The organism is Novosphingobium sp. fls2-241-R2A-195 (assembly GCF_030209485.1).
Lineage (GTDB): Bacteria > Pseudomonadota > Alphaproteobacteria > Sphingomonadales > Sphingomonadaceae > Novosphingobium > Novosphingobium resinovorum.
The window spans coordinates 1-21,844 of record NZ_JARVRY010000008.1; the positions used below are offsets into that span (position 1 = coordinate 1).

Below are 21,844 nucleotides of genomic sequence, written 5' to 3' on the forward strand. Positions count from 1 at the left end.
GGTGACGCGGGGTGGAGCAGCCCGGTAGCTCGTCAGGCTCATAACCTGAAGGTCGTAGGTTCAAATCCTACCCCCGCAACCAACACTTACAACAACTTAGACGCAATGAGCCAAGCTCCACGAAACGCCGTGTCCGCGTCAGGTCCGTTTTCCAGCACAACATTTTTTGAGCAACGCCGCACTGGAACAACCAGTTCTGTGTAGTGCAACGATATGCCTCGCCGTCTGACTTGGGCGGCGATGTCAAATCTCAGTTTTGCGCTTTGCGAAGGCGCATATCTCAAAACGAACTCGTTCATACCTTTTCCCGATAACTGGAAGCGTGAATTGCAAGCTGGCAGTCTAACGGAAGCCAACTTTCACACATTGACCTTGCTGAGAAAAATGCGAAGCAAAGGTTTCATAAGCTACGAGGTGTGCAATGCTTCCAACGGTTTTTCTGTCACTCGAAGGGGGCGATGAGCTCTTTGTCGATCATGTCAGAAAGTTTCTGCCGGACGGGCTTGCTTACTTCTACCCGCGTAGCTTTGCTAACGGCGAAGACCTTTTGAAAGCGATGGAAGATCGCGTTGGTCAAGCCACGATGTTCGTGCTGTTTGCCTCGAAGAATGCGGTTAAATCGCCTTGGGTGGGCTTTGAGGTTGATCAAGCTAGGCTTGCGAAAATCAAAGATCCTACGTTTCGTATAATCGTGGTCCCCATAGGGGATGTCAGCTTTTCTGATCTACCGCCGTGGATGCGAGGTTTCTGGGTCACATCGATTGGAAGAGGCGCGCGTGAAGTCGCCCGTTATATTCGACGTGCGCTGATTACTGGTCCGCTCAGCCGTGTAGCGGGATCGCAGGTTTTCGGTCGGGGAGCGTTAGTCGATGCTAGTGTTGCAGCTCTCGGGAACGCCGTACTGAAGACTGAACAGACACCCAACGTGTTTGTGTTGGCAGGTACAGCAGGGATTGGTCGGCGGACGTTTGGTCGGCGTTTTCTGGCCGAGGGCTTTCCAGCAACACCAGAGTTGAATTTTGGGCCCGAATTGCAGTTGCCGCAATTTGCTGACCTCGCAGACCTGTACCGTGCTCTGCGGCAGGAAATTGAAACTGACCTCAAATTGCATTCTATTGGTCAAGACCTTCAGCAATTCCGTGCGGCATCGTTAGATATACAAGCGGACGAAGTCGCGAGACGTATTGGGCATTTTGGACGACTGGGACAAGCGGTGACGGTCGTGACCGGCAATGGAATATATGAGGATAAAGGCTTCCTCAAACCGTGGGTTCCGGTGCTTTTTCGTGAACTAGAGCGCTCACGGGACGCAAAACTATTAATTGTTTCCAACCGCTTAGTGCATGAGAACGAACTGAGGGCTCATCCTAACGTTCTTCAATTGCAAGTTCCGCCATTGGCAGAGCAAGATATACGGTCGCTGATGATTCAGGCGATCCAAGCATTTCACGCAAAAGTCGAACTTCCGAACTCTGAAATTATTCGTATTATTGGTGGGCATGCTGGAATTGCACGCGCAACGGCAGCGCTTGTTTCGCAGCAAGGGCCCGCTTTTTTAAACACGCAACCAGCAGATGTTTTTGGTTTTCAAGAAGAGGTGCTAGGCGAGGCATTAGATTTTGAGCGAAGAAGTGTTCTTGAAAAGGATATTCTCTCGGTTCTCAGCTGGGTTCCGCAACTGTCAGGCGAAGTGCTGCGGAAAATCATAGTCGATCGCCACCAAGTGACGCCAGAGATATTTGGGGAAAATATTTCCGGACTAATACTGGCGTGTTTGGTCGAGGTCTCGGGTGGGAACTATTTAATTACAGGGCCAATCAGGTCGCTATTCAGGCGTAAGCACGGGTACGGTTCTTCCGAACTTATGAAATCTTTCTCCGAGGCGCTCGATAAAGAGTGGGAGCGTGCCAAGACAGATGACGTTTTGCGGGCAGAACTGGTGGATGCAATTGCCTACATGGCCGCAATAGAAGGTGGCACGCTGCCGGAGGAATTTCGTGACATTCTTCTTCCGTCAACTCTCCAAGAAGTAGTTCATGATACGTATGATCGTAGCCATGACGATCCGCAGCTTTTAAAAAGAGTAGTTAGCTGGGGGTTGCCTGCGCTGAAAGGCAACATGGATGAAACCACTCGCGAGGAAATTCTCTCTTATGTTGTTAGGGCACAAGCCCGTCTAGGAGATGAATCGGGTGCGGAGCAAGTTCTGAAGTTCATTGATGGGCGTAATTATCGATCACGTTACTACCTTCGTGCTTTCTACGACCGCGTTCATAGGAATGACATGAAATCTGCTATTTCTAACTTACTTAAGGCTCGGCCGGTAAAAAAATATATAGGCCAAGTCATAGGGGATTTGGCGCGCTGTTACCAGCAGCAGGGGCAGTGGAGGGAGCTGCAAGAGTTAGTGAAAACGGAAGAGCAGTATATCGGTCGGAATGCTATTCTGCTGGATGTTCAGATAGGCATGCGCATTGCCCAGGGCGACTTCGTCGGAGCGGAGCAAAACATTCGTGCTTTGCGCACGCTTCCTCGCCAAAATACATACGCCGACGGGCGTACTGCAATGGTGATGATGCGGAGGGATCTCAATTTCGTTGGTGCACAACAGATGCTCACGGATGTCCTCCAGCGAGGGGCCGCAGGCAATCCATTTATTCGGGGTTTGCGTGCGATTGCTGCTGCGGAGGCTGGCGACAGCCGTACTGCAAGAGAAGACGCAGAATTTCTTAAAACAAGAAATAGGCTTCGCGAGACGCATAGCATTGAGGCAAGGATTAAGCTTGGCCAACATGAATTTGATGGCGCGCTTACGGAGCTGGCGAAGAACTCTCAATTTGGCGTCACAGATCATCTTCTCCGTGCCCGAATTCTTGAAGGGAAGGCTGACGCAGCCGCGACGCCATTTTCAGAACGGGAGGGACTCAGAAAAGAAGCTTCTGAATTAAGGCAGCGTTATCGTATGCTGGATGAGTATGAGGTCAATCGATGACGTTCAGTTATTTTGGATGAGAAGATTAATGTTTCCAGATGGGTTGTTATGTATTCAGAATAGATCTCTGAACGCGTGATATTGTTCTGTATAATCATGCTTAAGATAGCGTCGTGACCCTGACATTATGGGACTGGGAATGGCAGTTGATGTAGATTTTGCCATGATAGGACCGCAATTTTAGGCTTCATCCAGCATTTATATGACACAGGGGCCTCCTAAGAGAGGCTCCTGCGAAGAGTGCTAATCGATGACATGGTATCGCGCCGCTGCTTCTGCCAACTTGCGGGCATAGCGTTCAGGCTCTTCCTCGATATTCTCGGCCATCTGACCGCCAGACAGTGCCGCGAAATCAGGAAGGCCGCTCGCAGCAAGGCCGAGGATAGCTGCCCGCGTCGTCAATATTCCGGTCATTTGTTGCGACAGAAGTTTATCGTGCTCGGCGCGTTGGACGGACTTGATCAAATCCGGATCGGCAAAGTTGCGCATCTCGAACAAGTCGTCGCTGACGCCCTGCCGCACAGCTTGCCATAATGGGGCTTCCGGCCATCGGGAGCGGTTACTGTCATCGGTCGGCGCGGCATAGCGTATAGCGTTCAGGCTCTCATCGACGGTGTCGCCGAAGCGGGTGTCCAGATCGCGCCAAGATGAAATTCTCCATCGTGTTTTGAGGTGCTGCTTGCCTGCGCGAATTTCGACCCGCCAGATGGGGCTATCGGCGGGGCAGTCGCGCATGAGGGCAGGACGACCCTCTTTGGCGCGTGTCGCGTCCCAAATGTCCCACCATGCCGTTTTGCGTTTGGCGATGATCTCTGCGCGCTTGTCGTAGACGATCAACTGCCGTCCCGGCATCTTTCCCACCGTGACCGATGTAACGCGCCCGGAGCGGCCGTTCACGCCGATCTCATGGATTTCATGATGATCGGCACGGCGAGCGTTGGAGTGCATGACGAAATGCTCAGGCTTCAGCGTGAAATCCCGGAGCAAGTAATCAAGGGCGTAGTCTACCCTGCCGATGCTCTCAGCGTTGGGCTGCAAGGTAATGTCCAAGGCCGCCATGACGGCGTAGATGTAACTTCGCGCGCCGCCGAGGCCCTTGGTCGCCAGCAGGAATGAACCGCAGGATACCCGAACGCCCCAAGGATCGTGAATGCTGGGGCGCTTGAAGAACCATGTCGCGCCGAACTCGCCGGTGGTGGCGCTGAACGCATATCCGCCTTTGGCGCCGGTCTCGAACACGGCGAGCAAGATGCCGTTCCATTCGAGCGGCTCTCTTTGGTGCGACTTACCGGCTTGGGTTTTTGCGTTGTCCAGAGCTTCTGCGAACTTGGTGCTAATCTGGCCCTGAAAGCTGACGTCCAGTCCGTCGAACCCGCGATAAAGCAATTCCGTCATGGTTTTTGTCCGCGAATGTATTTCTGGAGGGGGGTGCTACAAAGACCCCCCTCCATACCCGGTGTGCTGCCGAGGAATGCGCGTGCTGCGGCGCGCAGTGCGCCCTCGCTGCCGCTCGGTTCGCCTGCGCGTCGCATCACGCGCAAGACCTCGGCGGCGTGACCGTGAACTGGAGGAACCAGTCTTTGAGATCACTCAGCCGATAAAGCACCAGCCCACCTTCGCGGTGATACCTGGGGCCTCTTCCTTCGGCGCGCATACGGGCAAGCGTTCGGGCGCTGCGGCGAAGAATACGCGCAGCCTCCGAGGGCGTGAGATAATCGTCAGATGGAATTGTAGGCACCGCAAGTCTCCGAAATCTCGGGTGCTGGCGGCAATCATAGGATAAAAGTCACCAGCACCAGATTGAGCAAGGTGCAGGGCCAATTCGCTATCGATTTCGGATGCTCTAAATCTACCGTTGTGATCTTACGCGCGCGATAAGTTTTTTGTTTCACGCCGCCTAATCACTGGCGTGTATGGCTCAATCTGATGCAAACGAGGCGCGTCTAGTCACAATTCCACGTTCGGTTGGTTGCTCACTTTTCGAGTTGCTTTCGGGATGGCCCCGCGCTCCTAAAAACCCACAATTCTAAACCGATGGCAAGCGCTTTTTGGGTGTTCGGGGAATATGGCTTTCAGTGGCAGCGTATGTCACCGCTCGGCACTTAGCCCAACCGAGAGGGGGATGCTTTCAGCGGCTAGACGCAACGAATCGTCGTAGAGGTTGGCGTAGCGCTTCGTCGTCTGCGGGCTCGAGTGGCCGAGCAATTCGCCCACGACGAGCAGCGATTGCCCGGACGAGGCAAGCAGGCTGGCGAAGGTATGGCGCAGGTCATGGATACGAACCTTCTCCAATCCTGCGACCGCGCAAGCTTTCGCCCAAGTGCGGCGTACTTCGACCAGCGGCGCGCCGAGGCTTCCGGGAAACACGAATGTTCCTACCGCCTCGGCGCTCCGCCGTTCGAGCAGCTGGGCAACGGCAGTCGAGAAGGGGACGCGATGTTCCCGGCGCTGTTTGGTTTCCGTGCTCGGCTTGGTCCAGATGCGATGCTGCATATCGATCTGGCTCCACTTCGCATTAAGCGCTTCGCCCCGGCGACAGCCGGTAAGCAGCATGAACAGCAGTGCATCGGCAGAAACGCGCTCAGGATGCTCTTCCAGCGCGCGTACCAGCTTGCCGACCTCTTCCCGGCCTAGATACCGTGTCCGCTTCGGCTCGGGGTTCCTGCGCGCGCCGGAGGCAGGGTTGCGGTCGATCCATTCCCAGCGGATCGCCAGATTGAGCGCCTTGCGCAGAACCTCGATCACGCGGTTAGCGCGGGTAGGGCGCTTGATGCTGATCGCGCGGTGCAGTTCGTCGCAGTCGGCAGAGGTCAGGTCCGCAACCTTACTCGCGCCCATGGCGGGAAGAATATCCTTGATCCACATCGAGCGATCGTCAGCGGCAGAGCGCGGCGCTTTGGTCGGCAAGTGTTCCAGCGCGTAGCGGTCGAACAGGTCGCGCACGGTCGGCGCGGTGCGGTCGGCGATGCGCTCTTCCAGCGGATCAATCCCGAGATCGATTTGCCGCCGAAGGTGTTCAGCCTGCTTGCGGGCGGCGAGTAGCTTCCAAGTCGGATACTGGCCGATGGTGATGCGCCGTTCGCGTCCCTTGAACCGATAGTTCAGCACGAACGAGCGAACGCCCTTTGCGGTGATGCGTAATCCAAAGCCCGGTAGCTTCGCGTCATAGATGATGCGGTTGCCGGTGACGGGCGGTGCGGCATCGCGCACGGACTGGTCCGAAAGCTTCTCCCGGAATGCTTGTGTCCGTCCTGTGTCCGCGTTAGATTGCGATATGGTTGGCATTGGCTGTCTCCGAGAGCGCGCGATTGACCAAAGGAAACTCGCGATATTCAGCCATTTATGCCCGATAATGCCGCATATTCAAGGGGTTCACGAAACACCCGTTCTCAGGCTCATAACCTGAAGGTCGTAGGTTCAAATCCTACCCCCGCAACCACAGTAGATTGAACCATACCGTCTCAGGGGAACCCGAGACGGTTTTTTTGTGTTTATTTTCTGCGCCTTACGGGAGGATTTGGCGCTCCATATTGCACCACTCTGTTCCTTTCTGCGTCAGGGTGTCGATTTGCATTTGGGGGTATTCTGTGGGGTAATCGCCTGGCACCAGCAGGAGATACCCCCATGCGTCTCAAGGACCTGGAAGTTCGCCACGCTTCGCCCCGCGAAAAGGACTACAAGCTCGCCGACGGCGGTGGACTTCATCTGCTCGTTCGCCCCAATGGCTCCAAGCTCTGGCGCATGAAATATCGCTTCGCGGGCAAGGAGAAGCTGCTCTCCTTCGGCGCCTACCCGAGCGTTGGTCTCGGGGATGCGCGGTTGGAGCGCGCCAAGGCGAAGATTGCTCTCGCCGAAGGCCTCGATCCCGGCGCTGGTAACGAAAGCCGCAAGGGAAAGACCTTCGAACAGGTGGCGCGGGCGTGGCACGCCAATCGCCTCTCCGGGCTTGATGACGCGCATGCGTCGCGATTGTTGCGACGGCTTGAGCGGGATGCCTTCCCGGCGATCGGCGGGATCGACGTGCGCAAGGTGACGGCTGCACAAGTACTGGAGATGCTGCGCAGCGTCGAGGCGCGCGGGCCGCTCGATGTGAGCCGCCGGATCAAGCAGCACATCAGTCAGATCTATCGCTTTGCGATCCCGCAGGGGTGGGCGGAGACCGATCCGGCGCAGTACCTGACTGATCTGATGCAGCCCAAGCCGCGCGTGCGGCACATGCCGCGTGTAGGCGTGGCGGAATTGCCCACGCTGGTCCGCGCCATCGATCAGTACGACGGTGATGAAAACCCCCGGCGCAGGGCAGTGACGCGGGCCGCTTTGCTGTTCACTCTGCTTACCTGGGCGCGTACCAATGAGACGCGGCTTGCGCTATGGTCCGAGTTCGAGGGGCTGGACGGCGACGATCCCATTTGGCGGGTTCCCCCCGCACGCATGAAAATGGAACGCGAACATCTCGTGCCACTAAGTGCGCCTGTTGTTGCGTTGCTGAGGGAGGTTCGCCAGTTCAGTACTGGAAAGCATGTGTTCGTGGGCGATAAGCTGGGACAGCCGATTTCGCAGAACACTATGATCTACGGATGCTACCGCATGGGCTATCGTGGGCGCCAAACCGTACACGGTTTCCGGGGCATCGCCTCGACATGGGCGAACGAAGCTGAGTGCTACAAGGCCGATTGGGTTGAAATGGCTCTCGCCCATGTTGAGCAAAACGAGGTTCGAGGAGCTTACAACAGCGCCCTATACCTCACGCCACGACGTCGGATGCTCGCTGCTTGGGCACAATATATAACGTGCCTCAATGGCGCCCACGGGGTGTAGCTCTCGAAGGATCGTCATTTAACCAAAAAATGGATCCGGAGACATGGCGCCTGCCGTTCGATCAAGCAATTGAATTACATAAATATATTGGATCACATTCTGTGTCAAAACCAAAGATTGCAACCAATTTTGGTTGGGTTGCAGCGATATAACATGGTGCAGCATGGCAATGGGGCAGAGCGTTGTTTGCAGATGATGATTTGTTATGTTGGTTGTGGATAACCTGCAATTCGCTCTCTTTCATCGCCCCCTTGGCGCAGCCCATGCCGATGAGCCATTCGCCTTCGCGGCGGCTGGCGGGAACCGGGCTGCGCTGCTCCCACCCGAACGCCTGCGCGCCCGTGTGCCAGGCATCGACGATGCGGCGCGAGGAAAAGGGCAGTCCGTTCAGCGGATCGGCCTCGGGTTCGTTGCGGATGCGCAGTTCGATGGGATCGATGCCCATGTCGGGATGTTACGTCGCAACGCCAGCCTTACGCCCTATGTAAAAGGATAGCCGAAGCGGTCCAATGAGCGCAGCTGATCGTTCATGTGAAGCTGTCAAGAAATGGGGATTGTGGGAGTCCCGAGCGGTTCTTCTACCACCGTCACAATGATTGGACCGGCTTCCTTCGCCGGCATGATCTTTTCAAGCGCGATCGAGAGTTCTGCCTGCCGAAACGGCTTGCTCAATCGCGGCAGGTCCGATGCAAGGCCGATCGCGTCCGAATACCCCGAGACGATGAGGACCGGCAACGACGGCCGGATGGCGAGAGCCGCGCGCACCAGCTCGACCCCCGTCATGTGGGGCATGAGATGGTCGCTGATCATGACACAGATACGCGCATCGGATTTGATGAGCGCAAGCGCTTCGTGACCTGAAGCGGCTTCCACGACCTCGAACCCGAGATCGGCCAGCATGTCGGCCGTGCTCGCGCGTACGAGCGGTTCATCGTCCACGACGAGAGCCACCCCGGACCCGTGCATCTCGTGGTTCGATGATGCGGTGATTGCCGTCTGCCTCGCACCGGTAGCCGGAAACCATAGCGCGATGGACGTACCCGACCCCGGCTCGCTTTGTATCGTGAGCGCGCCGCCGAGTTGCCGGGCCAGTCCATGCGCCATCGAGAGTCCTAAGCCCGTCCCCTGTCCGATCCCCTTTGTCGAAAAGAAAGGTTCGATCGAACGCAACTGGGTGTCGGCATCCATCCCGAGGCCCGTATCCGAAACGCTTACCACGATGTAGGCGCCGGGCTCGATGCCAGGTGCTGCCAAGTGATCGGTGCGTTGTAAATGCGCGGAGATGACGAGTGAGCCGCCGTCAGGCATCGCGTCGCGGGCGTTTACCGACAGGTTCAGCAGAGCCATTTCGACCTGATGCGGATCAGCGATCGCCATCGGCAATTCGGCTGCGAGATCAAGTCGAAGCTCGACTTGCGGCCCGACGGTGGTGCCGATGAGCTCCGCCATCCCGATGACCAGGGCGGCCATGTCCACAGGCTCTGGATGCAGCGGCTGACGCCGCGCAAAAGCAAGAAGTCGCTGGACGAGGACGCGCGCTCTGTCGGCCGACTGCAAGGCACCGCTGATGAGGCGCTGCTCTCTTTCACTGCCAACCTGACGCCTGTGCAGCAGGTCGAGGCTGCCGATAATCGGCGTGAGCAGATTGTTGAAGTCATGCGCGACGCCGCCGGTAAGCTGGCCCATCGCTTCCAGTTTCTGCGACTGCCTTAGCGCGTCTTGCGTACGCACGAGTTCGCGCGTGCGCTCCTCAACAAGATGTTCAAGCGTCGCGGCAGAAGTCCTCAGAGCCTCTTCCATCCTCTTGCGCTCGGTGATGTCGATGGAGACACCGGACAACCCGATTGGAGTGCCTTCATGGCGAAACGAGGGCTGTCCACGCACCCCGATCCAGCGAGTGTCACCATCCGGCGCCAGCACCCGGTACTCGACATCGTACTCGCAACGCGTCGTCAGGCTCGTGGCAATGGCGGCATTGACCCACTCTCGGTCATCCGGATGGATCGCCGATTGCAGGTCCTCGTAGGTGAATGGCAGCGCCGGATCGCGTCCGAAGTTCTTTCGGCAGGCTGCGGATGCATCGAGCGTGCCCGACGCCACGTCAAACGACCACAGGCCCATCCGCCCTGCCGCCAGCATGGTGGCCTTGAGACGCGCGTCCTCCTGGTTGAGGTCGAGCAACCTTGCATTTTCCACAGCGATCGCCGCAAGCCGGCCCAAGCTTTCCAGTCGGGCAATGCTTCCCTCGGGCGGAGTTCCCGTGGTAGACCAGTAAGCGCCCAGCGCAGCGACAGGATCGGGGCGACCGATCGGCACCATAGCAAGGCTGCGAACAAACGTAGGTTCATAAGCGGTCTGTGGAATGCGCAAATCCGCTCGTACATCGCTGACAATCACGGTCTCGACATGCTGCATCGACCACCCGGAAATGCACTGGTCGGCAGGAAATCTGCGTCCACTCCACAACGGGGCGATGGCGTCTTCGGCAACGTACGAGCATTCGTCGCCGTCCTTGAGCACGACTGCGATCCCATCGGCGCCGATTGCGCCGCGCGCCGTATCACGCAGTACCTCTACGACCGCTGGCATCGACCTGGCCGATGCCAAGCGTTCGCTGGCTTCTACGAGGAACGACTGCGATGCGTTCGATTCCAGCCAGGATACGCGATTTTGGGTCATTGAAACCTTTCAGCCCATGCCCTTAGCATGGCAGTACGGTCATGACGATCAGGAATGAACGAGCAAAGTCTGGCATGGTACGACCTTGGCGCGAGAATTCCGAGCCCGGCAGCTATTCTCCTTTCCCATTCAGCATGGCTTGCGCCTCGCGTGCGGCATCGCCCAGGCGACGCGCCCACGATTTCTGGCCGGCAAGATTGCTGATCAGGTTCTGGCGCACTTCGATCTCGGCATACGCAATACCGTGGGAGAAGGCGTGGCGGGGGACGGTATAATCGGTATCGTCCATCGCATAAGGTACGTTGTCTCCCACGGTAATGTCGCGTTTGTCGGCGAGGCGATCGCGCATCGCCAACGCTAAACCGGTGTTTCCCAGCCAGTGCAGGATGCCCACATCCCATGGGCGAACCAGACCGTCCATGGCGGGCGTGAAACTATGAAGCGACAGAAGGAGCGTGGATTCACCGGCCGCGCGGCGTTCGTCGATCAACTCTCCGATAACCCGATGATAGGGTGAATGAATCTCGACCACGCGTGCGCTTCGCGCCGCTTGGGTCAATCCGTGATTGCCGGGGATCGGCGTACCGTCCGATACTTCGGGAACAGCGTCGGCACGAGCGGGGTCGCGATTGCAGTCGATGACCAGGCGGGAGTAGAGCTGAAATACGAAAACTGCGTCCAGCTGCAGGGCGAGATGCCTGCCGAGTTCGACGACACCGATGTCGACAGCGATATGTCGTGCCAGATCGTGGGAGGTGAGACCGAGGTCGTCGAGCGCCCGGGGCACGGCAGCGCCGGCGTGATCGCCGACAAGCAGGAACGGTGAGGTTCCGGCTGCGTTGAATATCTCGAACGGCACCGGATCGTCCGGCCCCAACAATTTATCCGCCTTGCGCCCGGCCATCAGGAAATCCTTCCATGCCGCTGCTGACGATCCGTCACTCGACCGCCTATCGTTACCAGCAGCCGGTTTCGCTTGGTGAACATCGGATCATGATGCGGCCGCGCGAAGCGTTTGACCAGCGCCTGCTTTCAGCCCGGCTCGCCATCGATCCCGAGCCGACCGAACTTCGCTGGCTGCATGATGTGTTCGGCAATTCCGTTGCCATTGCCTTGTTCGATCGCCGCGCGGACAGCCTCGTCATTGTCAGTGAGGCCACGCTGGAACACGCCCCGATCGCACAGCAGCACGTCGATGTCGAGGCTTATGCGCGACTGTTTCCCTTTACCTATTCGGCGGAGGACATGCCCGACCTGCTGCGATCGATCGAACGCCAGCACCTTGACCCCGGACGTGTTGTCGACAACTGGGCCCGCGCTTTCGTCAGCAACGACGGCAATACCGAAACCATCGCGCTGCTGACCTCGATGGCGATGAGCATCAAGCGAGATTTCACTTACGTGGCGCGCCACGAGAAGGGCACACAGTCGCCGATCGAGACGCTGAATAAGCGACAGGGCACTTGCCGCGATTTTGCCCTGCTGATGATAGAGGGCGTTCGAGCGCTCGGGTTCGCGGCCCGGTTCGTATCGGGATATGTCTACAACCCGTCACGATCCGAAGGTGTCGTCGGCGGGGGCAACACCCATGCCTGGGTACGCATCTTCCTCCCCGGTTCGGGTTGGGTCGAGTTCGATCCAACAAACGGCATCGTCGGCAATCGAGGTCTGATCCGCGTCGCGGTCGCGCGTGATCCCTACCAGGCGATACCGCTCTCGGGGACATGGTTTGGCCTTCCGGCAAGTTTCCTCGGAATGGATGTCACCGTCGATGTCCGCCGGGCTGATCCCGATGAGTTTCCATCCTCCGGCCTCGGCGCCGTCAACAGCCGGCTTGCCGGCGCCTTAGGAAAGTAACGTGCATGCTGATCCGCTGCGGATACGACATACGCTTCGAAACCGAGACGAAGACCGCGATGATGGCACTGCTGAGCCTGCATCCCTCGCGGCATCAGGACTTGCGATCTGCTCAGCGGCTCCTGGCCGATCCTGATATCCCGCTCTATCAGTTCGAGGACGCTTTCGGAAACGTGGCCACGCGCTTCAGTCTGCCGCCGGGAGGCGCGACGCTATCGTGCGAATTCGTGATCGAGGATAACGGCGAGCCTGACTTTTCCGCTCCGAACGCGCCCCAGATGGCCGTCGAAGATCTGCCCGACTTCGTGATGCCGTTCCTCCTTGCAAGCCGCTATTGCGAAACCGACCGTCTCATGGATGTCGCCTGGAGCAACTTTGGTCACTACCTCACTGCGCGCGACAGGGTGGATGCGATCGTCGATTTCGTGCACCACCACATAGAGTTCGGCTATCACCACGCCCGGCCGGACAAGACCGCGTGGAACGGCTACCAGGAACGGCAGGGCGTGTGCCGCGACTACGCTCATCTTGCCATCACGTTTTGCCGCTGCCTGAACATTCCGGCCCGATACTGCACAGGGTATCTTGGCGATATCGGGGTACCGCCGGTGGATGCACCGATGGATTTCAGCGCGTGGTTCGATGTCTACATCGACGGCAACTGGTACACGCGCGACGCTCGTCACAACAAGCCGCGGATCGGCCGGGTTCTGATGGCCCGCGGGCGAGATGCGACCGATGTCGCCCTCACCACTGCTTTTGGTCAGGCCGAATTGGTAAGGTTCGATGTTTATGCGGCTGAAGTCGAGCCCACCGGATGAACTGGGCATAACCTTCCAGTTCACGCAGCTGGGCCTTCCACGGCTCAAGCGCTGATGGCCGTGCTTTCAGAATTCCTCGAGGCCGGTGACATGAAGTGTCCTTCTACACTTCGGGAATCATCTCGCCGATCCGCGCGCCCAGCGTTTCTACCGCAAAAGGCTTGGTCAGAAACTTTTCGCCGAGCGGCGTTGCGACACAAGCGAACCCCTCGACTGCCGGTCTCAAACGGCCATCTGCTGCGAAGTGACCTGTGAGCAACGCTTACCTGCCTCGTCTTTAAACCAGCACAGTTTTTACCGGAAAGCGGCCCTTTACGGGTTCGCCTGCCTGAGCGGCGCTGGTTGTTCATCGTCCGGCAGCAGTTCCTGCAGGCGATCATAGACCACCTCGGTACTGAAGGGCTTGTTTATGAAGATGGCCCCCTCGGGCAGGTCATCCTCGGTTGGTTGGACCATTCCGGAGGCGACGAGAATGTGAACGTCGGGCCAGGCAGCGGCGCACACTCTGGCAAGATCGAAGCCGTCGCGCTGGCTCGGCGGCATCTGGACGTCGGTGAAGAGCAAGCTGATTTTGCCGCCATTGGCATCCAGGATTTGCGCCGCCTGCTCCACACCATTCGCCTCGAATACATCAAATCCGGCATTCTCGAGGATCTCGGCCGAATTCATCCGCACCAGAGGATCATCATCCGCGATAAGGGCAAAAGGTCTGCAATCGTCCGGCATGTCTGCTCCAGGTGTTTTGAGCAGCAACGTCGAGAGCCTCGGAATTGATCCAGCATGCCAGCAGGCTCACGCTGGATTTCGCACTGGGCTCCATAGGCACCGCGCCATTGGCACTTGGCGGGAACCGCCCGCACTCAGGTTTGTTGAACGGTAGATTTTCGGCGTAGCGGCCTTACTGATTGGGGAAAATGTGGCTGACGCGGAATTTCATGTCGACCTGACGAACTGCGACCGGGAGCCGATTCACCTCTTGGGAGCGATCCAACCAGTCGGATTCCTCATTGCGGTCAGCACCGACTGGATCATCGCGCGCGTCTCGGCAAATCTTGGCGAGTTCCTGCCGTTCGATGCCCAAGCGGCCATCGGAACGCCGCTGACTCAACTCCTTCCGCCCAAGCTCGTCCATGACTTGCGCAACAGGGTCGCCTATCTGATTTCCCCGGATACGGTCGAACGCATGTTCGGGTGCCAGATCAGCGAGAACGGCCCTCCCTTCGACATCGCGATCCACAACTCGGGCGGCCAGATCATAATCGAAGCCGAGCCGGGCGCTCACAGCAATGGCGATGCATCGGGCGCGGTCCGCTCGATGATGACAAGGCTCGATAACCAGCCGGACCTGCCGGCCTTCTACAAGGAAGGTGCCCGCCAAATTCGCGCGCTGCTCGGCTATGACCGAGTCATGGTCTACAAGTTTGCACCCGACGGTGCGGGCGAGGTTGTCGCCGAAGCCTGCAAGTCGGGCATTGGCTCCTTCAGAGGGCTGCATTACCCGGCGAGCGATATTCCCCGCCAGGCCAGAGCCCTCTACAAGCGCAACCTCATCCGGGTCATCCGGGATGTAAGCTGCGTGACCGTCGCAATTGTGCCCGCGCTCGACGAGCACCGCAAGCCACTCGATCTTTCGCTGTCCGTGCTGCGCTCTGTTTCGCCAATTCATATCGAATACCTCAAGAACATGGGCGTCGAGGCCTCTCTTTCGATATCCATCCTGGTCGATGGCGAGCTGTGGGGCTTGTTCGCCTGCCATCATTATTCTCCGCGCGCGCCTACCTTCGAGCGCCGTTCGGTCAGCGAACTCTTCGCCCAGATGTTCTCGATGCGGCTGGAGAGCCGCGAGCGGCGTGAACTCGTCGAGTACGAGCGCCGCGCGCGCGATATCTCGGACCAGCTTTTGGGTGCCGTCGCGTCAGATGAGACCCTGCTCAACGACCCCGATTGGCTGGCCGACATCCTGACCAGCGCGATCCCGGCCGATGGTGTCGGGGTGTGGGTAAACGGCAGCTATGCTTTCTCCGGTGTGACGCCCCCGACCGATGATTTCCGTCGCATTGTCCGGGCCCTGAACGGGACAGCGGCAGGCAAGGTCTTTGCGACGGATCACATCGGATCGTTAGTCGACAAGGCTGCCGCATTCGCTCCCCAAGCTTCGGGGCTGCTTGCCATTCCGATTTCACGCTCGCCGCGCGACTATGTCGTGCTGTTCCGCTCAGAGATGCGGGAATCGGTGCGTTGGGCCGGCGACCCGCACAAGCCCATCGTCTATGGGCCCAATGGCTCGCGCCTGACGCCGCGCGAAAGCTTTGCCGAGTGGCGTGAGAACGTGGAGGGCCGCTCGCGGCCGTTTACCTCGTCCGAAATGCGGGTGGCAGAAACACTGCGGGCAACGCTCATTGAAGTCGTCCTGCGTCTTGCGGACGAGGCCGCGGCGCAGCGGCATCAAGCCAATGCGCGCCAGGAGCTGTTGATCGCGGAACTCAACCACCGTGTTCGCAACATCCTTGGCGTCATTCGCGGCCTGATCCGCCAATCGCAGCCCGACGAGGATGCGGTGCGCGATTTCGTGAAGGTGGTTGATGGACGCATCCATGCGCTTGCCCGCGCACACAATCAGATCACGGACGATCACTGGGGACCCGCTCCATTGCAGGCGCTCATCGATGCGGAGGCTGCCGCATTTGCCGCCGACAAGGAAACATCGATCTTCTCCGAAGGCCCGCCGCTGCTGCTCAATCCGCAAGCCTACTCGACGATGGCGCTCGTCATCCACGAACTGGTCACGAACTCGACAAAATACGGCAGCTTGTCGGGCGACGGCGAAGTACGCATCGCCTGGGATCGCAATGATGCCAATGACCTCGTCCTCACTTGGCAAGAAGCAGGCGGCCCGCCGGTAACGCCGCCTACACGCAAGGGTTTTGGTACCACGATCGTCGATCGTTCGGTGCCATATGACTTGGGGGGCTCCTCTGAAATCCATTACGATCCTGCGGGCGTACGGGCAAGGTTCCGCATTCCGGCGCGCCACGTGTCCGTGCCGCGCAATCATCAGGGGCCGTACGTGAAGCTTCCGGCACCCCCGCATCACGCACAGAATGCGCCGCCGGCGGACCTGCTGTCCGGACGGTCGGTAATGCTCGTCGAGGACAGCCTGATCATCGCCCTCGATGCGGAAGATATCCTGACCCGGCTTGGTGCCGAACTCACCGCGGTATCGACGGTCGAAGCTGCCCATGACGCGCTCGATGGCTACGCCCCGGACTTTGCAGTCCTCGACATCAACCTTGGTGACCAGACGAGCTTCCCGGTCGCGGACCGGTTGCTGGAAATGGGCGTGCCCTTCTTCTTCGCGTCGGGTTACGGGGAGCAGGCGAAGCTTCCCGATGAGCACAGGGCGAGGATGGTGGTTCAAAAGCCCTACACCGCCCATAATCTCGCGCGAGCGGCCGAGGAACTGCTCGGCCTGGAACCTATGAGTTGACCGTTTGCCAGGCGCGCATAGCGCCCCGCCGCAAACGTCGATTTCTCAGGTGCGGCAGATAAGTTCAAGGAACCATGCATTTCAGTTTGCCAGTTCGATAGGCAATCGCGCTGGCTAGCCGGGCCATCATAAGCTTTCACCGCTCGATGATCTCCCTGATTTTCGTCGCCAGCAAATCCGCTGAGAATGGCTTGGTCAGCATCTCCATGCCGGCAGGCAGGAAACCTGATCGGGCCGAGGCTGCCTGCGTATAACCCGTGATGAAAAGCACCCTGAGATCGGGTCTGGTTTCGCGCGCGATTTCCGCGAGCTGACGGCCATTGAGGCCGGGCAATCCCACATCCGTCACCAGCAGATCGATCCGTTCGGTCGATTGCAGGACGGGAATGGCCGCTTGAGCATCGGCGGCCTCAATCGCCTCGTAGCCCAATTCCTGAAGCACTTCTGTGATGATGAGGCGAACCGATGGATCATCCTCGACCACCATCACGGTTTCCCCCAGGCCCTGGGCGAGCTGTGGTGTGCTCTGTTCAGCCGTTTCCACGGCGCCATAGGCACGGGGCATGAAGAGTTTCACCGTCGTTCCGACGCCCGGCTCGCTGTAAATGCGCACATGTCCGCCAGCCTGGCGGGCGAACCCGTAGATCATCGAAAGCCCGAGGCCCGTGCCCTGTCCCACGGGTTTCGTCGTGAAGAATGGCTCAAAGACTTTATCAAGCGTCGAAGCGTCCATGCCGGTGCCGGTATCACTGACGCTCAGGACCACGTACTCGCCAGGCACAAGGTCTGGGTAATCGCGGGTGTAAAACTGATCGAGCTCGATGTTATCGGTCTCGACGATGAGCCTGCCACCGTCCGGCATCGCATCCCTGGCGTTGATGCACAAGTTGAGCAGCGCGCTCTCAAGCTGGTTGATATCGGTCGCCGCTGTCCACAGGCTGATCCCTAGATGCGTTTCCAGGACCGTCTGCTCGCCAAGCGTACGGTCCAGAAGTTCGCACATGCCGGTTACAAGGGCATTGACGTCGGTGGTCCGCAAATCAAGGGACTGGCGCCTGCCGAATGCCAGCAGACGGGCGGTAAGAGCGGCAGCCCGCTGCGCGGACGCGTTACCGGCCGCAATGTAGCGATCCACACGCTCCGGTCGTCCGGCCGCGATGTTGCGTTGAACAAGATCGAGGCTGCCGATGATGCCGGTAAGCATATTGTTGAAGTCGTGCGCAATTCCGCCCGTCAATTGGCCTATGGCCTCCATTTTCTGGCTGTGGCGCAAGGCTTCCTGTGCTGCCTCCAGCTCCGCCTCCTGTGCCTTGGCATCGGTCAGATCGCGGCCTACCGCCACGAAGTTGATGCCATCCGGTTCGGGGGCGGTCGTCCATTCGATGCTTCGCCAGATGCCGTCCTGCGTCGCGATACGATTTTCGAAGCGTGCAGGCTCGCGCGACTGCGCCATTCTGGCAATGGCGCCGAGGGAATGCGCCACGTCGTCGGGATGCATTATGCTGGCATAGCCGCGCGTGAGAAGCTCATTTTCGCTCCAGCCAAGTGCGCGGGTCCAGGCAGGATTGATCGCCGACATCATGCCCGCAAAATCGGCTCGCGCGAGAAGGTCCTGCGAGAGGTCCCACAGTCGGTCGCGTTCGGCGCGGACTCGCTCGATGGCCGCCTTTACTCGTACGCCCACTTCCTGGACGAGTGTTTCCTCCGCCTCGCTCCAGACCTTGGGCGAGGCATTCTGCACAGCAAGCAGGCCGACCCACTGTTCTTCCTCGAACAGAACAACGTCGATAAAAGCGCCGACTTCCCGGGCCGTCAGCCCGGCCCGGGCAGGCGCGCTCAGGCGCTCGTCGCCGGGAACGTCGCGTACCACGACCGGAGCGCCGCTGCGGTAGGCGGCCAGCAGGTCGGGTCCGAACGAAGCGAGCGAATGAACACCGGCAATGGAACCGACGCTCCGCGCATAATCGCGCTCCACCGTCATCATGCCGCTGCTGGTGATCTCGGCGTAGAACACCCGGCTGGCGTCGAGCAGTTCGCCAATGCGCAGGGCGGCTAGATTGGTGATCTCGGCCGGCGTTTTCAGGGGACGAAGATCATCTGACAGCGAAAGGAGAAAGGCACTGCGCCGTTGCGCCTCCACGCGCTGGGTGGTCTCCGTAAGGATGCAGATGACACCCTCCGGCACGCCAGAAACGCCGAGGATCGGAGAGTAGTCCAGGTCCATCCAGACCCGTTCCGGGGCTCCGCTGCGCAGCAGGGTCATTTCCTGATCGCGGTAGCGCAGGCACTTGCCTGTGACGCCCGCTTTCAGGACGGCATCGTTGAACTCCGCAATTTCCGGCCAGCTCTCACGCACATTGGAGCCAAGGCTATCAGGGTGGCGCCCGCCTGCGAAATCTGAATAGGCATCGTTGTAGAGCATGACGCCCGCCGCACCCCACAGTATGACCATGGGAACCCGCGAGCACAGAATGATGGACAGGGCGCTGGTCAGGCATTGCGGCCATCGCTCTATCGGACCGAGGGGTGTTGCCGACCAGTCCTTGCGAGCGATGAGATCGGCGCATTTGCTGCTGTCCGCGGGAAAGGGAAAATCGCTTGCAACGAGATGGTTATCTACGATCGGCACGGTGGACATGTTGCAAGACCCTGGAAGCCGCACTCCACTGCCGATATGACAAGGGCTCGCGAGCCTGATTATCGGGCTGCCATAGCCGAAGCGCCGCGTGCAAGGAAATCTCTATTCCAGCAGATGACGCCCCAGCGGCAAGCGCCGGGATCGAGCCAATGGTGACTGACTAATACCAAGGGGCGTTGAGGCTGACTCACGCGGGGGAATCCCAACCTCGTGAAAATCTGATTCGACGTAGCAGGCACGTGGAGGCTTGCGATGGCGGCAGCGATTGGGGTTCGGTCTGAATACACATTGGCGGATTTGCGCCAGTTTGCGCGACGAAGCGATGATGCGGATCATTTCCGGCCGCTGTTGGCGGTGGCTCTGATCCTGGACGGCGGGAGCCGGAGCGAAGCGGCGAAGGTTGCCGGCGTCACGCTGCAAATCGTGCGCGACTGGGTCCTGCGGTTCAACGAATGCGGCCCCGATGGTCTGACGACGCGCAAGGCGCCGGGCCGGGCCGCGATCCTCAATGACGAGCAGCGCGCGCGGCTTGCGGCGATAGTCGAGGCAGGGCCAATCCCCGCGGCGCATGGCGTGGCGCGCTGGCGGCTTGCCGATCTGACCCAGTGGATCTGGGACGAGTTCGCGCTCTCGGTCATGCGCCATACCCTCGGGCGTGAGCTTCGCGCGATGGGCTACCGCAAGCTCTCGGCGCGGCCCCGCAATCGGGGGCAGAAGGGCGATGACATTGCCGATTTCAAAAAGCTTCGCTGCCCGCCTGGCGCAGATCAGGCGGCGCCTGCCGCGAGGAACGCCGATAGAGCTGTGGTGGCAGGACGAGGCTCGCATCGGTCAGCAAACCAAGCTCACCCGGCGCTGGGCGAAGCGCGGCACGCGGCCCTCGGCACCCAAGGATCAGCGGCGCTCCTCGGCATGGCTGTTCGGCGCGATCTGTCCCGCCGAAGGTAAAGCCGCCGGCATCGTCATTCCCCGCTGCAACAGCGAGAACGTCTGACAGTTCATGCGCGACAACTGGCTGTAGAACCGCATCTTCCAATCCTACGATGACATCGTCGACCACTGCTGCTTCGCCTGGAACAAGCTCGTCGAACAGCCCTGGCGCATCATGTCCCTCGGACTGCGCCAATGGGCCCATGGGTTCTGATCAATGCACCTTGGTATAACGCGGCGTTCTGCGGGCAGAATCGCTCGACTGCCGCCGGTTGTGCAAACGATCGAGATTCGCAGTGACTTCAAGTTTGATCTGCTGAACGGGCAGTTGCAGCCCGGACGTTTTCACAGAGACGCGTTCAGGAAGACTGCATCGACCGAATGCTGTAATTACTACGGATTAACGCCTGAAGAAAGCGTGATGGCTATCCGAAGCAGACTGTCGCGAATGTTCCATGCGCGCCTCCGCGAATGCGCGATGAAAGTCGCCTGAAATGACAAACAACCGCAATGAGCAGGTCCCAAGCCGCCATTCGGATAAGCCCCATCTATCTCCGGCTGAAAGGGTTGATCGCTTCGCGCCATACATCCTCGATGCAGTACCAATACCCTCTCAAGCGGCAGCCGCTTCCCGATCGAAGATCCCCAGGGACTGGCTGATTTTGGAACGTCTCGGGTCGAGCGCAGAGGTGAGTGATCGGCCCTCTGTCTGAAATCCTGGCCCGCAAAAACCGACTATCAGTTTTTCTGCTCGAGCGTCTTTGCTTGCCGCGCGAGCGCGTCCGCCTTGGTTCTTGCCTGATCGCGCAGAGCCTCTGCTTCTTGCTCAAGCTTCTCGGCTTCAGCATCAGCTTGCGCACGAATGGCTTTGCCTCGATCCTTAAGGGCAGCAGCCTCGGAATCGCGGGCCTTGACCGCTGCTCGGTCTACGCGGTCCGCAGCTTCACCCGCGCGTTCGGCACGACCGTTCCCGTCATATGATACGCCTGCGGCCTTTGCGGCCGCTTCGTCCTTGGCGGCACCCGCTTTCTCTTTGGGGCCATCGCAAGCCGCGATCATGCATGCCAGAGCAGCGGCTGCCGTTAGGGTCGTTGTCATCTTCATGCACCATTAACTTTCGACCGGCGGGGTCGTTCCTGCTGCGCGATTGTTCCTTACCATCTGCAAGCAGATCCGGAGGCTATGCGCGAAGTTTTGGTTGCATTGTCCTTTCAATTGATATGCCGCCAAGCGACCAGGCCAAGTAGTCACCGCGGGGCGCGACAATCTTCGCAAGACGCAACGCAGATCGATGCATTTGCGCGCTCTCTTTGATGACCGGGCGATGCCGCTCGACGTGCCGCGGATCCGACAATCAGATCGGAACTTAAATGCGTCGCTGTGCGCTTAGTGTGTGCGGCAGTCTGTCGAACTGACTGCACGAGGAGATTATCATGAGCATTGAAGGCAAAGCCAAGGAAGCCGCCGGCTACGTGAAGGAGGAAGTTAACGAGCATGGCAAGTCGCCCGAGAGCCAGAAGAAGGCTCAGGAGGGGCGGGATCTTCGCAACGAAGGCCGGGTCGAAGACGGCAAGGCACCGAAGACTTCGGAGCCGGGAACCGGCAAGAAGTAAAACGATTGA

15 protein-coding genes, 2 tRNA genes and 1 pseudogene are annotated in these 21,844 nt (G+C 59.2%); 9 read left to right on the forward strand and 9 right to left on the reverse strand.

Annotated features, from left to right (window positions below; all coding sequences use genetic code 11):
• Positions 1–5 precede the first annotated feature (5 nt).
• Positions 6–82, forward strand: a tRNA-Met gene (locus QRN25_RS08425).
• 339 nt (positions 83–421) lie between these two features.
• A complete protein-coding gene (locus QRN25_RS08430; RefSeq protein ID WP_285018660.1) occupies positions 422–2,992 on the forward strand; it encodes a toll/interleukin-1 receptor domain-containing protein in 2,571 nt (856 codons plus the stop codon).
• A gap of 243 nt (positions 2,993–3,235) precedes the next feature.
• On the opposite strand, the gene QRN25_RS08435 is transcribed toward QRN25_RS08430, so the two are convergent.
• The 3 genes from QRN25_RS08435 to QRN25_RS08440 all read right to left on the reverse strand — a co-directional run bounded on the left by QRN25_RS08435 (position 3,236) and on the right by QRN25_RS08440 (position 6,277).
• The gene (locus tag QRN25_RS08435) at positions 3,236–4,387 is read right to left on the reverse strand and encodes a hypothetical protein (RefSeq protein WP_285018662.1); all 1,152 of its coding nucleotides are present in this window, start codon (positions 4,385–4,387) and stop codon (positions 3,236–3,238) included.
• A gap of 136 nt (positions 4,388–4,523) precedes the next feature.
• The gene (locus tag QRN25_RS26350) at positions 4,524–4,730 is read right to left on the reverse strand and encodes a helix-turn-helix domain-containing protein (RefSeq protein ID WP_350224241.1); all 207 of its coding nucleotides are present in this window, start codon (positions 4,728–4,730) and stop codon (positions 4,524–4,526) included.
• A 350-nt stretch (positions 4,731–5,080) separates the two neighbouring features.
• A complete protein-coding gene (locus QRN25_RS08440; protein WP_350224242.1) occupies positions 5,081–6,277 on the reverse strand; it encodes a tyrosine-type recombinase/integrase in 1,197 nt (398 codons plus the stop codon).
• A 71-nt stretch (positions 6,278–6,348) separates the two neighbouring features.
• On the opposite strand from QRN25_RS08440, the gene QRN25_RS08445 reads away from it, so the two are divergent.
• A tRNA-Met gene (locus tag QRN25_RS08445) sits at positions 6,349–6,431 on the forward strand.
• 185 nt (positions 6,432–6,616) lie between these two features.
• Positions 6,617–7,810 (forward strand): tyrosine-type recombinase/integrase, encoded by a 1,194-nt coding sequence (locus QRN25_RS08450; RefSeq protein WP_285018666.1) that lies wholly within the window; start codon positions 6,617–6,619, stop codon positions 7,808–7,810.
• A 61-nt stretch (positions 7,811–7,871) separates the two neighbouring features.
• Here QRN25_RS08450 and QRN25_RS08455 read toward each other — a convergent pair whose 3' ends face one another.
• The 3 genes from QRN25_RS08455 to QRN25_RS08465 all read right to left on the reverse strand — a co-directional run bounded on the left by QRN25_RS08455 (position 7,872) and on the right by QRN25_RS08465 (position 11,393).
• The gene (locus tag QRN25_RS08455; protein ID WP_285018669.1) at positions 7,872–8,255 is read right to left on the reverse strand and encodes a molybdopterin-dependent oxidoreductase; all 384 of its coding nucleotides are present in this window, start codon (positions 8,253–8,255) and stop codon (positions 7,872–7,874) included.
• A gap of 95 nt (positions 8,256–8,350) precedes the next feature.
• Entirely contained in the window at positions 8,351–10,489 is a 2,139-nt protein-coding gene (locus QRN25_RS08460; RefSeq protein WP_285018672.1) for a hybrid sensor histidine kinase/response regulator, read from the reverse strand.
• A gap of 112 nt (positions 10,490–10,601) precedes the next feature.
• The gene (locus tag QRN25_RS08465) at positions 10,602–11,393 is read right to left on the reverse strand and encodes an N-formylglutamate amidohydrolase (RefSeq protein WP_285018674.1); all 792 of its coding nucleotides are present in this window, start codon (positions 11,391–11,393) and stop codon (positions 10,602–10,604) included.
• A gap of 14 nt (positions 11,394–11,407) precedes the next feature.
• On the opposite strand from QRN25_RS08465, the gene QRN25_RS08470 reads away from it, so the two are divergent.
• Together QRN25_RS08470 and QRN25_RS08475 are read left to right on the forward strand one after the other, a co-directional pair.
• Complete coding sequence (locus QRN25_RS08470; protein WP_285018677.1) at positions 11,408–12,346, forward strand: transglutaminase family protein; 939 nt, start codon at positions 11,408–11,410, stop codon at positions 12,344–12,346.
• Positions 12,347–12,351: 5 nt separating this feature from the next.
• Positions 12,352–13,167 carry a transglutaminase-like domain-containing protein gene (locus QRN25_RS08475; protein WP_285018679.1) on the forward strand — a complete coding sequence of 272 codons (816 nt, stop codon included), beginning with the start codon at positions 12,352–12,354 and terminating at the stop codon, positions 13,165–13,167.
• Between the two features lie 312 nt (positions 13,168–13,479).
• Here QRN25_RS08475 and QRN25_RS08480 read toward each other — a convergent pair whose 3' ends face one another.
• Positions 13,480–13,893: a response regulator gene (locus QRN25_RS08480; RefSeq protein WP_285018682.1), complete on the reverse strand. Its 414-nt coding sequence runs from the start codon at positions 13,891–13,893 to the stop codon at positions 13,480–13,482.
• A gap of 190 nt (positions 13,894–14,083) precedes the next feature.
• Between QRN25_RS08480 and QRN25_RS08485 the strand changes: the two genes are divergently transcribed.
• The gene (locus QRN25_RS08485) at positions 14,084–16,654 is read left to right on the forward strand and encodes an HWE histidine kinase domain-containing protein (RefSeq protein WP_285018685.1); all 2,571 of its coding nucleotides are present in this window, start codon (positions 14,084–14,086) and stop codon (positions 16,652–16,654) included.
• Between the two features lie 136 nt (positions 16,655–16,790).
• Here the strand turns inward: QRN25_RS08485 and QRN25_RS08490 are convergent, their stop codons facing one another.
• Positions 16,791–19,292 carry an ATP-binding protein gene (locus QRN25_RS08490; protein ID WP_285018688.1) on the reverse strand — a complete coding sequence of 834 codons (2,502 nt, stop codon included), beginning with the start codon at positions 19,290–19,292 and terminating at the stop codon, positions 16,791–16,793.
• Positions 19,293–19,544: 252 nt separating this feature from the next.
• Here QRN25_RS08490 and QRN25_RS08495 point away from each other — a divergent pair.
• Positions 19,545–20,436 (forward strand): annotated as a pseudogene (locus tag QRN25_RS08495) (IS630 family transposase).
• A gap of 524 nt (positions 20,437–20,960) precedes the next feature.
• Here QRN25_RS08495 and QRN25_RS08500 read toward each other — a convergent pair.
• A complete protein-coding gene (locus tag QRN25_RS08500; protein ID WP_285018691.1) occupies positions 20,961–21,326 on the reverse strand; it encodes a hypothetical protein in 366 nt (121 codons plus the stop codon).
• Between the two features lie 329 nt (positions 21,327–21,655).
• Here QRN25_RS08500 and QRN25_RS08505 point away from each other — a divergent pair, with 329 nt between their 5' ends.
• Positions 21,656–21,835 carry a hypothetical protein gene (locus QRN25_RS08505; RefSeq protein ID WP_285018693.1) on the forward strand — a complete coding sequence of 60 codons (180 nt, stop codon included), beginning with the start codon at positions 21,656–21,658 and terminating at the stop codon, positions 21,833–21,835.
• The last annotated feature ends 9 nt before the right edge of the window (positions 21,836–21,844 follow it).

Excerpts from the sequence above, each read along its gene's own strand:
- QRN25_RS08430 (WP_285018660.1), top strand. The coding sequence starts at position 422 with ATGCTTCCAACGGTTTTTCTGTCACTCGAAGGGGGCGATGAGCTCTTT.
- QRN25_RS08435 (WP_285018662.1), bottom strand. The coding sequence starts at position 4,387 with ATGACGGAATTGCTTTATCGCGGGTTCGACGGACTGGACGTCAGCTTT.
- QRN25_RS08440 (WP_350224242.1), bottom strand. The coding sequence starts at position 6,277 with ATGCCAACCATATCGCAATCTAACGCGGACACAGGACGGACACAAGCA.
- QRN25_RS08450 (WP_285018666.1), top strand. The coding sequence starts at position 6,617 with ATGCGTCTCAAGGACCTGGAAGTTCGCCACGCTTCGCCCCGCGAAAAG.
- QRN25_RS08455 (WP_285018669.1), bottom strand. The coding sequence starts at position 8,255 with ATGGGCATCGATCCCATCGAACTGCGCATCCGCAACGAACCCGAGGCC.
- QRN25_RS08460 (WP_285018672.1), bottom strand. The coding sequence starts at position 10,489 with ATGACCCAAAATCGCGTATCCTGGCTGGAATCGAACGCATCGCAGTCG.
- QRN25_RS08465 (WP_285018674.1), bottom strand. The coding sequence starts at position 11,393 with ATGGCCGGGCGCAAGGCGGATAAATTGTTGGGGCCGGACGATCCGGTG.
- QRN25_RS08470 (WP_285018677.1), top strand. The coding sequence starts at position 11,408 with ATGCCGCTGCTGACGATCCGTCACTCGACCGCCTATCGTTACCAGCAG.
- QRN25_RS08475 (WP_285018679.1), top strand. The coding sequence starts at position 12,352 with ATGCTGATCCGCTGCGGATACGACATACGCTTCGAAACCGAGACGAAG.
- QRN25_RS08480 (WP_285018682.1), bottom strand. The coding sequence starts at position 13,893 with ATGCCGGACGATTGCAGACCTTTTGCCCTTATCGCGGATGATGATCCT.
- QRN25_RS08490 (WP_285018688.1), bottom strand. The coding sequence starts at position 19,292 with ATGTCCACCGTGCCGATCGTAGATAACCATCTCGTTGCAAGCGATTTT.
- QRN25_RS08500 (WP_285018691.1), bottom strand. The coding sequence starts at position 21,326 with ATGAAGATGACAACGACCCTAACGGCAGCCGCTGCTCTGGCATGCATG.
- QRN25_RS08505 (WP_285018693.1), top strand. The coding sequence starts at position 21,656 with ATGAGCATTGAAGGCAAAGCCAAGGAAGCCGCCGGCTACGTGAAGGAG.